The 11,837-nt window shown below is 43.6% G+C and carries 9 protein-coding genes; 7 read left to right on the top strand and 2 right to left on the bottom strand.

Going from position 1 to position 11,837, the window contains the following annotated elements; genetic code table 11:
- The first annotated feature begins 91 nt into the window (after positions 1–91).
- From ACFOSV_RS07405 to ACFOSV_RS07425, 5 genes are all read left to right on the top strand, one after another.
- The gene (locus ACFOSV_RS07405; RefSeq protein ID WP_377904948.1) at positions 92–1,231 is read left to right on the top strand and encodes a glycosyltransferase family 4 protein; all 1,140 of its coding nucleotides are present in this window, start codon (positions 92–94) and stop codon (positions 1,229–1,231) included.
- On the top strand, positions 1,231–2,529 hold the full coding sequence (locus tag ACFOSV_RS07410) for a lipopolysaccharide biosynthesis protein (RefSeq protein ID WP_377904950.1): 1,299 nt from the start codon (positions 1,231–1,233) through the stop codon (positions 2,527–2,529). The genes ACFOSV_RS07405 and ACFOSV_RS07410 overlap by 1 nt, the downstream gene beginning before the upstream one ends.
- Positions 2,530–2,536: 7 nt before the next feature.
- A complete protein-coding gene (locus ACFOSV_RS07415; protein ID WP_377904952.1) occupies positions 2,537–3,343 on the top strand; it encodes a class I SAM-dependent methyltransferase in 807 nt (268 codons plus the stop codon).
- Complete coding sequence (locus tag ACFOSV_RS07420) at positions 3,340–4,230, top strand: glycosyltransferase family 2 protein (protein ID WP_377904954.1); 891 nt, start codon at positions 3,340–3,342, stop codon at positions 4,228–4,230. Before ACFOSV_RS07415 ends, ACFOSV_RS07420 begins: the two co-directional genes overlap by 4 nt.
- Before the next feature lie 107 nt (positions 4,231–4,337).
- The gene (locus ACFOSV_RS07425) at positions 4,338–5,510 is read left to right on the top strand and encodes a glycosyltransferase family 2 protein (RefSeq protein ID WP_377904956.1); all 1,173 of its coding nucleotides are present in this window, start codon (positions 4,338–4,340) and stop codon (positions 5,508–5,510) included.
- On the opposite strand, the gene ACFOSV_RS07430 is transcribed toward ACFOSV_RS07425, so the two are convergent.
- Together ACFOSV_RS07430 and ACFOSV_RS07435 are read right to left on the bottom strand one after the other, a co-directional pair.
- On the bottom strand, positions 5,507–6,238 hold the full coding sequence (locus tag ACFOSV_RS07430; protein WP_377904958.1) for a LytR/AlgR family response regulator transcription factor: 732 nt from the start codon (positions 6,236–6,238) through the stop codon (positions 5,507–5,509). The two genes, ACFOSV_RS07425 and ACFOSV_RS07430, sit on opposite strands and share 4 nt — an antisense overlap.
- A 48-nt stretch (positions 6,239–6,286) precedes the next feature.
- Positions 6,287–8,704, bottom strand: a complete 2,418-nt coding sequence (locus ACFOSV_RS07435; protein WP_377904960.1) for a PAS domain S-box protein — start codon at positions 8,702–8,704, stop codon at positions 6,287–6,289.
- 173 nt (positions 8,705–8,877) lie between these two features.
- On the opposite strand from ACFOSV_RS07435, the gene ACFOSV_RS07440 reads away from it, so the two are divergent.
- Both ACFOSV_RS07440 and ACFOSV_RS07445 read left to right on the top strand, forming a co-directional pair.
- A complete protein-coding gene (locus ACFOSV_RS07440) occupies positions 8,878–10,548 on the top strand; it encodes a PQQ-dependent sugar dehydrogenase (RefSeq protein ID WP_377904962.1) in 1,671 nt (556 codons plus the stop codon).
- On the top strand, positions 10,545–11,825 hold the full coding sequence (locus tag ACFOSV_RS07445; protein WP_377904964.1) for a serine hydrolase domain-containing protein: 1,281 nt from the start codon (positions 10,545–10,547) through the stop codon (positions 11,823–11,825). The genes ACFOSV_RS07440 and ACFOSV_RS07445 overlap by 4 nt, the downstream gene beginning before the upstream one ends.
- Positions 11,826–11,837: the final 12 nt, after the last annotated feature.

The following is an 11,837-nucleotide window of genomic DNA, read 5'->3' on the forward strand; positions in this document are numbered from 1 at the left end:
CCACCTTATTGCCGCTAGCTTTTTTATTCCTCCTCTGGGGGATTCGTTCCGGAAAGGCTGATTTGAACAAAAAATCTCTTAAGACCAAAAAATGAAAAGCTCACTCTCGATTCTGATTCTGTGTAAATCTTTGCCTTGGAGGTTTAATGGAGGGATACAAACCCACGTATGGGATCTATCCAAGACTTTGGTTTCCAAGGGGCAAAAAGTAACTATCCTTACTGGCGGAGCTTGGAGGTCAGGAATCAAAACACTTCAAAAAGATGGGGTAGAAATCGTTGAGATTCCCTTCTTTCCTGGTAGACATTTGCCGCTGTTTTCATATTTAGCTGAGGAATTTTCATTCAATGTGGAGGCAAAAAATTGGGTAAAAGCCAATTGCGATCGCTTCGACATTATTCATGCTCAAGGTAGAAGTGGTTATTTGCTTTATTCCATTCCTTCCTTGCTTCCAAAGCTGGTGCAGACAGTACATGGGCTTACGCAACGAGAGAGCGATTCATTTACATCTGCTTCAATAAACCATAAGTCGCATAGCTTTTTTGCGCAGCGATGGGAAAGAAAGTTGATGGCTTCGTCCAGAGAAGTTATTGCGGTGAGTGAGGATTTGAAAAGTAATTTGGGATCAGAAAAAGTAAATGTCATTCCAAACGGGGTGAGCTTGAACCTTCCCCGCTCAGGTAAGGTGGAAAGCAGTAGCGAAAAGTTTGTATTTGTAGGAAGGCTGTCTCCAATCAAAGGTTTGCTTCCTTTGATCAAGGCAATGGCTCATCATACAGAGAGGTTGGAGCTAGATATCATCGGGGATGGCCCACAGCAGGATGAAATCAAAAAGTTGATCCAAAAACTGGGTCTAGCCGATCGAGTGAAGCTTCTTGGTGCTTTAAGCAACGAGGAAGTACATGGGCTTTTACCAAATTATCGTGCTTTGGTTTTGCCTTCAAGCTACGAGACTCAAGGGATCGTGCTTCTCGAGGCAAACTATCAGGGGTTGCCGGTAATTGCTTCTGATCTGGCTTCTATTCGCGAGAGTGTAAAGCATGGAGAGAACGGATTGCTCTGCAATGTGGAGAATCCACACTCTTTTATCCTCGCTATGAAAAAATTAAAAGCCAAGCCTGAATTGGCCAGAGAAATGGGGCAAAGAGGAAAGGATCGGGTGCTTCGCGAGTTTTCTTGGGATCACATTGCCGATACCACACTTGCCCTTTACCAAAAAATAGCAAGCTGATGAAAGCACTACAAATCATCCGAAGGCTTTCTGCAAGTGGTTTTTCTATTGGAGGGCAAGGTCTCTTCATGTTGGGAAACATGTTGGTTTTCTACGTGTTGGTGCGGAATTTTTCACCGGCGGAGTTTGGGGTATGGGCTTTGTTTTTGGCACTAGTTTCCATCGTGGATGGAGTGAGACAGGGATTGATCCAAAACCCATTGACCCGACTCCTGATGCTACATCCTGAAAGAGAGGCAGAGATCTTCACCTCGGCGTCTTTGATGCAGCTTGGCTTTTTGCTTCTGGCCTCACTTCTTTTCTTACTTTCTGGACATTGGATGGCGAGTCTGATGGACATGCCGGCTTTGGCGGAATTGTTTCCTATGGCCTTTCTTCCATTATTTGGGTTGGGAGCGATTCAGTCTTTTGCTTCTTTGGCGATAGCCAAGGGGAAATTGGGCCTGTATTTCCTGCTGAATGGCGTGTATTGCCTGACTTTGATTTTGGCCCTACTGCTACTTCATCATTTTTCGTTGCTTTCCCTGGATTATATCCTCCTGCTCTATGGTTTTACAGGACTTGTGACGGTTTTGGCTGCGGCTGTTTTTGGGCTGATCAAATTTGGCAAGCCAAAGCTTCACTGGATGAATCAGATTCTTGATCAAGGGAAATACAATAGCGCGACAAACCTTTGTTCTCTGCTGTTCCAAAAGGCTGATATTTTCATGATCGGATACTTTTTGAATCCCGCAGCGGTGGGTGTGTTCCAGTTGGCCACCAAAATCATACAGTATGTGGAGCTTCCGCTATCTGCCTTTGGGCAAACCATTTATCCGCGATTAGCGGCTACTCAACGGGAAGGAAATGCGACTCACCTTAATTTCGAATATGCCCGAGGGCTAGTCCTTTTATTTGTACTCATTATTCCTGGGGTACTCGCGGTTTTGGCTTTTGGGCAAAATCTGATCGAGATCCTCGGAAATGGATCTTACGGAGAAGCCGTTTTGATTTTGTTGATTTTGGTTCCTGCTAGTGTATTCAAACCCCTGGGAAGAGTATTCGGGCTGACCCTAGAGTCGATTGGGCTTTCGCAGATCAATTTTCAGATGCTGCTTTTCAGTCTTGTGGTGAATGTGCTGCTGAACGGGATTTTGATTCAAGCCTACGGACTTCCGGGTGCGGCAATCGCAACCAGTCTCAGTACCATCAGCACCATCCTGATCGGGCAGGTAAGATTAAAAAAGTATGTGAATGTGGCCTCTGGCCTGAATTTATGGATTACCATCAAAAAAGAAGTTTTACCCTCATTTAAATAAACACATCATGCAACTCACTTTTGGACAAGCACAAGTTTATACCAGCAGTCGGATGAAAAACCATCCGGTATTGGCAAAGCTTTTTCAGCAGTTTTTTGGATATACAAACGTTGGCAACTATGCCCGCTTCACCATTTTCAAAAAACTCATGAAGCAAATTCCTCTTCCTGAAAAGGCAGAGATACTAGACCTCGGCACTGGATATGGAGAATACGCCATCAGTCTGGCACAGGCAAATCCCAAGGCTATTATTCATGCCTTGGATATTGATCAGGAAAGGATTCAGACGCTCAATCGGGCACTTACCAGGGCGAATATTCCAAACGTAAGGACCTGCGACACCTATCTTCAGGATTCCTCGATTTGCGATCTGGATTTTATTTTCTCCATTGATGTGTTTGAGCACATTCGGCCTGAGGAAATGCCCTTTGCGACAGCCTATGAAAAGCTCAAAAGTGGAGGATATTTTATGGTGAAAATCCCTAACAAAGTGCAGCGAACGATATTTCCAGAGCATCTTTTTGAGGAGCATCAGGAATGGCTAGAGGATGAGCACGTGGGCCAAGTGTATGATTTGGACGGTTTGAAAACACGATTTGAAGCAGAAGGCTTCGAGGTGGTTCATGCCTCCTATTCAGATGGCTGGACGTCAAGATTAGCTTGGGAGTTGGCTTATTTGGGCAAAAAAGCTGGAACCATCACGCAGCTGCTTAGTCTGCCTTTGGCAAAAGCTTTGATCCATGTGGATCGATGGGTGCATACTGGTAAATCAGGAAATGCCATCCAGGTGATCGGCAGAAAGGTGTACCCATGAGCGAGCCAAAAGTATCCATTATCACGGTGAATTATAAGCAGCCTCAGGTCACGAAGGACTTGCTTCGTAGCATCGCCGAACTCAGCTATCTAAACTTGGAGGTGATTTTGGTGAATAATGAGCAAGATGAGGGGTTGTTTGCCGAAGGTCCTGACTTTCCGTTTGAGCTTTTGGAAATCAATTCTCAAGAAAATATTGGCTTTGCGGGAGCAAATAATCTGGGCATTACCAAAGCCAAAGGAGACTATCTCTTTTTCCTAAATAATGACACGGAACTGAGCGACGGAGTGATCGAAAAGTTGCTCTCCGGATTTGATTCTCCTGAGATCGGAGCCGTCTCTCCGATTTTGAGATACCATGAAGCTCCAGAAAAAATTCAGTTTGCCGGATATACCGAGATCAATGCCTGGACAGGTAGAAACAGTTTGATTCAGCAGCAAAACGTGGAAACTTTTACCGAATCGCCCTATTTTCATGGAGCAGCAGTGATGCTTCCACGTTGGGTGGTTCAGGATGTGGGGAATCTACCTGAAAGTTACTTTCTCTACTATGAAGAGCTCGACTGGTCGGTACGGGTGAGAGAAAAAGGTTATCAAATAAAGGTTTGTCAAGAAGTCTCGGTACTTCACAAAGAATCTGTGAGCACCGGGAAAAATTCTCCCTTGAAGCTGTATTATCAAACCAGAAATAGGGTGTTTTTTATGTACAGAAACTCCAAGCATGCCTGGCTGTTTTTAGGCTTTTTCCTTTTGGTGAGCGTTCCAAAGAATCTTTTGACGCAAGTTCTCAAACGTAATTGGCTTCATTTGCGAGCCTTCCTTTTGGCTTGCCAACATGCTTTGATTACCAAGCAGAGCGGCTGGATCGATGCCAGAAATTTCAGCTGATTCCCTTTATCGACACATTTGGTCAGTAAGCTAGCCAAATCCGTCGCTCATCGAACGCCTCAAATCCACAATGTCCTGGAGCCTACTTTTACCTAAAATTCAAGAATATGGAAACTGTATTTATCGCCAGTTTGGCTTTAGTGATCTTTGCTTTTGTAGGATATCCTATCCAGATTACCCTATTGGCCGGATGGAAAAGAAAAGGGGGCTCGTATCCAAAATTGGATGCTGAAGATCTTCCCGAGGTAACTTTGCTGGTTGCGGCTTACAATGAAGCGGAAATTCTTCCGGAGAAAATTCAGAATAGCTTGGATTTGAACTACCCCAAAGAAAAACTGAAAATTCTGTTTGTCACAGATGGTAGTACCGATGAGTCGATGGAGCTTTTGGCAAAATCGGGGGGAGTCAGTTTTTCACATTCTCCGGCACGGAAAGGAAAAATAGCAGCGATTAATCGCATCATGCCCGAAATCAGCACAGCTATTACGGTTTTTACCGATGCGAATGTGATGCTGAATGCAGATGCCCTGTGGAGCATGGTGAATCATTTTCAATCCAATCTGGTCGCAGCCGTCTCAGGAGAAAAAGTGGTACTTTCTCCGGAAACCGATGCAGCTTCGGGTACTGGTGAAGGAGCCTATTGGAAATATGAATCCTATCTAAAGAAAAAGGATGCCGAATGGAATACCTTGGTGGGTTCGGCTGGTGAATTAGTAGCTATTCGCACTCGGCTATTCAGCCCTACGAAAGAAGATACGGTGATCGAGGACTTTGTGATGACCGTGGGCTATGCGCTAGATGGGTATCAGGTAGCTTATGAGCCTTTGGCTGTGGCCACCGAGCACGCCTCTGCTAATGTAGAGGAAGAAGAAAAGAGAAAAATCCGAATCTCAGCGGGAGGTATTCAAGCCATCAGCCGATTACCAAAAGCACTAAATCCTTTCCATGACCCGGCGCTGACTTTCCAGTACATCTCCCATCGGGTCTTGCGCTGGACTTTAGTCCCGCTAGCCTTAATCTTGCTATTGGTCTTAAATCCTTTCTTGATTGATTCAGGAAGCTTTTTTGTACTGACTTTTGTGGGACAGGCCGTATTTTATGGACTGACGGTGCTAGGTTATTTATTCAGAAATACAGCCACCAAATGGAAGCTAATTTACATCCCATTTTACTTCACATTCATGCAGGTATGCGTGATTCGGGGCTGGTGGAGGTTCTTCAAGGGTTCTCAGGCCGTGACTTGGGAAAAAGCAAAACGCGCTGCAGTCCAAACAGCTTAAAGCAAGTTGAGGCGCTTCATGAGCGCTTCTTTATTCGCTCGGGAGATCGGGATAACCTTGTCTTGGATCAGCAAATTGGACTCTTCGATATCCACGATTTTTGGGATATTGACCACGAAAGAGCGATGAACCTTTTGGAAATTGTAATCTGAAAGTCGCTGCTCCACATGCTTGATGGTGGTATGGACGATGTATCCTTTTTCTTTGGTTTTGAAAAGAGCATAGTCGCCTTTCGCTTCGATATACAGGATATCTTCGATTTTTACCTTGATCAGTTTACTATCCACTTTCAGAAAAAGACTGTCATCCACGATTTTGGAAAGTGCAGAAGCTTTTTGCTCAGCACTTTTTAATCGATCAAAAGAAGCCTTGGCAATCTGAATGGCGGCATTTACTTCTTTTACACCATAAGGCTTCACGAGATATCCAAAAGGACCTTTGTCTCTTGCGCGTAAGATGGTTTCGTTATTGGCGTAGGCAGTGGTGAAGATGAAAGGAATGTCAAATTGATCACGAAGCAATTCAGCGAGTTCCACTCCATCGATATCTCCACTGATCTGAATATCCAGCAAAGCCAAGTCTGGTATGGTTTCATTGCAAATAGAAATGGCTTCATCTGCACTCTCGGCGCTCCCAATCACGGTATGATTTAACACACGAAGAATGTCATTCAGACTGGCAGAAATCATGGGGTCGTCCTCGACGATCAGAATTTTCAGTTGGCTCATTTCCATTCTTAAATGAACAAAGAAATTCTAATACCTCCAACACGATTTCTAGTTTGATGGCAAGCTAATAATAAATTCTGTGCCTTTATTCACGTCACTGTTCACATCGATGGTTCCATTATGGAGCCTTACAAACTCCTTGATAATGGAAAGACCGAGACCGGTGCCTTGAATGTTTTTCACGTTCGTGGCTCTAAAGAACGAGGAAAATAGGCCCTTTTGGTCTTTTTTTGGAATTCCTATTCCGTAATCTTTACAGGAAATTTTGACTTCAGATTGCTTATTGAAGTTTAAAACAACCTCAGGGTCTTTGGTCGAGTTTGGTGAATATTTCAGTGCATTGGAGAACAAATTGGAGAACATATGTTCCATGAGTTGGGGGTCTAGTTTCACCAGTCTAGGCACACCGATTGACTTCAAATGAATGGTACGTTCGTCTGATCTGCCTGTACATATCTTAGAGATAGCATCAATTGCGAGTTTTTCAAGGTTGATTTCTCGGGTATGGATTTCCACTTTTCCTGCCTCGATTTTTCCTAGTAGCAGAATGTCATTCATGAGATTTGTTACTCTGCTAATTTCAGAATCGATTCGTCCAAAATAGCGCCCAAAAGCCTCCATAGCTTTCGGATCTTGGTTTTCGAGTTGGAAGCTGATCAAATCTACATTTTGCTTGATTGTGGTCAAAGGAGTCCGAAACTCGTGTGAAGTCATGGAGACAAAGCGCGATTTTAATTCGTTTAGTTCGCGCTCCTTGCTTAGTGCTTTTTCCATCTCATCTCGGGTGGATTTGAGCATGGTGATATCGCGGATGAACGCGGTAAAGGTGTGTACACCTCCTCTTACAATTGGGATAATCGTCAATTCGATAGGAAATTCCTCTCCCCCTTTTCTCATCGCCGTAAGCTCTATCCGTTGGTTAAGGACAGGACCAATTCCATTGGCCAGATATCGTTTCATACCGGCATCATGTGCTTTGTGGTGTTGGCTAGGAATGATATTACTTGTGAGCGAGGTGCTTATAACTTCTTCTGGTGTCCAGCCAAAAATTTCACCTGCTCTAGGGTTCCATTCTAGAATATTGCCCTGTTCATTGATGGTAATGATGGCATCAAGGGCAGATTCGATTACTTGGCGGAGCTTGGTTTCGCTGTCTCGAAGTTCCATCTCCACCTTTTCTTGCTTTCTTTTGGCTTTGGCATTTTTGAGTCTGGATGCGGCTAGGTTGGCTATGGTGGTGAGTGTATCCAGATGTTTTTGGGTGAAAAAATTCGGGTCTGGATGTTCAGAATCGATAACTCCGATCACCTTATTATCCGCTTTGATAGGCACACTTAGCTCAGAAAGTCTCCGTTGGTCGTCTACTATATATCTTGGGTCTTTACTTGTGTTAGGGATGATTTGGGCTTGTCCAGATTGGGCTACCGACCCGACTACTCCTTCGCCAAGTTTGATCTGAATTGGCTCCTTGATTTTTCTTCCTTTTTGCATTTTCGGCCCATAGGCGGCCATTTGCTCTAGGCAGTGCTTTTCCTCATTCCACACATAGATAACACAATCCTCAAAGCCAAATTTTTCGATTACATTTTCAGCAATTTCCCATGCAATACCTTGAATATCGTCTATGTCTAGAAGATGGGTGACAAAGCTATTGATGGCAGAAAGAAAGCGTTGGTTTTCCTGAAGTTCTAATTCCTTTTCTTTTCGCTCGGAGATATCTACATGAATACCAATAGATCCAATTCGGCGCTGTAAGGAATCATAAGAAGGTGCACCTGAAATGAGGGCATAGAGTTTTTTACCATCTTTTTTCAGAATCTCAGCCTCATACACCGACGATTGGTTTTGATCTCGAAGCGAGTGCTGTACTGCGATTTTACGTCGCATCTCCTCATCAGTCAAAACTTTTGAAGCTACTTGACCAATAAGTTCTTCCCTAGAATATCCAGTGATTTCACACATGGCATCATTGATAAAGGTAATCCGCTCGTCAAGATCAACCTCTATCAGCCCAAATTGAAGGTTTTGGATGATGCTTCTGTATTTTTCTTCGGATTGTTTTAAAATGTCATTTGCCAGATATTTATCGGTAATTATCCGTGCAACCGCCATCGTTCCTCTGATTTTTTCTCCGCTATATAGGAGCTGTACATGTTGACCAAGCCAGATAGTTTGGCCTGATTTTGTCAATGCCGGAAACTCTAGATAGGTGCTTTGCTTTTTCTCCTTAAATTGATCCTTATAGAAATTTTGAGTCCTCTCAACGTAATCTGGGTGGATAAATTGGGTATACTTTTTTGATAAAAGTTCCGAACGCTGATAGCCTAGGACTTCTTCTGCTCGCGCATTGACAAAGGTAAAGTACCCCTCATCGTCTGCTTCATATATCACATCCAATGCCTCTTCAACCAAGATCCTATATCGGTCAAGGGAAAAGCTTGGGAACTCTGTAGAATGGTCTTTCAAAATATGGTCTTAAGAATCCAAATTACAAAACAGACAGAATTTAGGTCAATTGCACGAGATTTTCGATGAATGAACAGAAATCGCCGACGAATGAAATATTTTGGGACGATCCTAATAGCTTCAGAGTCAGATTCATTAACGTTTTGTATTTTAAAGTTCATTTAATCTTACCTATGAAATCAATCCCATTTATTGTTTTACTTTTCCTGATTTTGATGGCTTGTACAAAGCCCAGTCCTGAGTTCGGAGCCGATATTTCTCAAGCTCAAGACCAAATTATCAAAGGAAAGGCGATTTTTAAAGAGCAATGCTCGAGTTGTCATGAGTTTAATTCCAACGCGATAGGTCCAAATCTTAGTGGTCTCACACGTAATGTGGAAAGCTCTTGGATCAGAGATTTTATAAAAAATCCTCAAGCATTGTTAGACGCCGAAGACCCTAGAGCTTTGGGCTTGCTAGAAAAGTATCGTACGGTGATGCCAGGTTTAGATGGATTATCTGAAGACGGGATCAATTCGATTCTGAGTTATCTGCACACCTTTGAATTCGTGATACCTGATACGGATCCCGATTCTTTGGTCAACTTGATCGAGGCTGGAATTCCTGACTCTGGGATAGTTCTGGACTTGGAGTTTTTCAGCCAGTTGCCTCCATCAGACACAATTCCAGCTCTGGCGAAAATGACCAAAATGGAGCCTCTTCCACAGTCGAACCGACTTTTTATTAATGATCAAAGGATTGGGATTTACGAATTGGTAGAGGCTGAGCCTAGACTTTATTTGGACCTGAAGACTGCACGACCTAAAATGGTGAGTAAGCCGGGTTGGGGTACTGGCTTGGGTAGTTTTGCCTTTCACCCTGATTTTTTACAAAATGGACTTTTTTACACGGCACATACTGAGCCGGGTGGAACGGCGTCATCGGACTTTGGGTACACGGATAGTTTGGACGTTTTTATGCAATGGGTACTGACTGAGTGGAAAGCCACAGATCCCTCAGCAAGACAGTTTAAGGGAAGCAGTAGAGAGATATTTCGAATAGATAATGCCTCTCAGGCGCATGGGATGCAGGAATTGACCTTCAATCCCAATGCAAAAAAAAACGAGTCCGATTATGGTTTGCTCTATATTGGATTTGGGGATGCCGGCACAGCTGAAAAAGGTTTCGCCAATATCGCTAACCATCAAGGGTCTGGTATTTACAGCAGTATTCTCAGAATTGACCCCCTCGGAAATAACGGTAAAAATGGTCAATACGGAATCCCGGAAAACAATCCCTTTGCTCAAATCGAAGGCAAAGCTGGGGAGATTTATGCTTATGGCTTCCGAAATCCTAACCGAATTTTCTGGACCGAGGAGGGTACGATGTATGCCACTGATATCGGGCAGCATAGTATAGAAGAACTGAATCGTATTGAGCCTGGCAAATTTTATGGCTGGCCTGTTCGAGAAGGAACTTTCGTGATTAATCCTTACGGAAGCTTTCGGCAAGTTTTTCCCCTTCCAAAGGATGATGCCAAGCTAGGTGTTACTTATCCGCTGATCCAACTAGAACACGATGAACTCGCAGCAATTTTTGCCGGCTATATCATGCCTTATGGTCCTATAAAAGAGAAATTAATCTTTGGAGACATTCTTTCAGGCCGCTTGTTTTTCGCTGATCTCGACCAAAAACCCAAACCTGAAGTTCAAAGTCTGAAGGTTAGATTTGAAGGGAGGGTTATGACTTTGGAAGAGTTGGTGGGCGGACGTGTGGACTTAAAATTCGGAATGGACGCCGAAAAGAATGTCTATATTATGAGCAAAAATCAGGGCAATATTTATAAAATTTTAGATTCTCAATGAGAAAGTATCTGCAAAAAAATCTTGTTTTAGCCTTAGGGCTTACCCTTTTAATTTCTGCATGTGACAGAGAGGAGCAAGTCCAAAGGATAATTGATACCGATGCAAAAAGTCGCTTGGACTCCACACTTCAAGCCTATGTAAATTCGGGAAATGTAGCGGGAATCTCAGCCTTGATTTTTGAAAAGGATGAGGAAGTTTATTTCAATGCTTTTGGCTATGCGGACCGGGAGAATGAGGTGCCAATGGACCGCAATACTATTGTCAAAATTTACTCCATGACCAAGCCCATCACAGGTACAGCCCTGATGACGCTTTGGGAAGAAGGAAAATTTCAGCTTGATGATCCTTTGGAAAAATACGCTCCTGAATTCGCCAATATGAAAGTTTATCAGGGGGTTGATGAGTCGGGAAATATGATTTTGGTGGATGCGGATCGACCCATTAGTATCAGAGATATTACTCGACATACTGCAGGATTTCCAAATAGACCTGACATTCCTGGTTTGAGTGAGGTAATGGCTGAGAAAGATGCCCGCAGCTTTGAAAATACGTTAACATTGATGGCGGAGAAAATGGGAAGTACTCCGCTTTGGTTTCAGCCTGGCGCCCAATGGGAATACGGACTTTCCGTTGATGTTCAGGCATTTTTGGTAGAGCGGATTTCTGGAATTCCCTATGCAGAGTATGTACAAGAAAAGGTTTTGAATCCCCTCGGAATGGCAGAAACGAGATATTTTTTGCCTGAAAAAGACCGAGGAAGATTTGCTGCAGCTTACAATCGAAGCGGGGAAGGTCAGCTAACCAGAATACCAGATTCTACAGCCCATGTTTTCAATTATAACCATTGGCCTCTTACTCCCGGTGGATTTGGGTTAACTTCCACCTTGGACGACTATATGACTTTTGCCCGAATGCTAGTAAGAAAGGGAGAGATCAATGGAACTCGCGTCTTAAACCCTGAGACTGTTGAATTGATGGCTACTAGTCACTTGCCGGATTCTGTGACAGAACGTTCTTGGCTTCCCAGCAAAGGTAGAGTCGGCTTTGGGATTGACTTTGCGGTACGGACTGATCCTCCGCAAGGGCCTGAAGAAATGAATGGAGTCGTAGGAGAGTTCTTTTGGGATGGAGCGGCAAGCACACTGTTTTGGGTAGACCCAAAGAATGAACTAGTCGCCGTTTTATTCGTGCAGCTATTTCCATATGATGGGATTGGCCTTCACAAAAATTTTAGAGATGCGGTCTATGGAAAATTCATTCCAGACTCAGCTGATTAGTCGATAAAACCA

This window comes from Algoriphagus namhaensis (genome assembly GCF_042649705.1).
Taxonomy (GTDB): Bacteria; Bacteroidota; Bacteroidia; order Cytophagales; family Cyclobacteriaceae; genus Algoriphagus; species Algoriphagus namhaensis.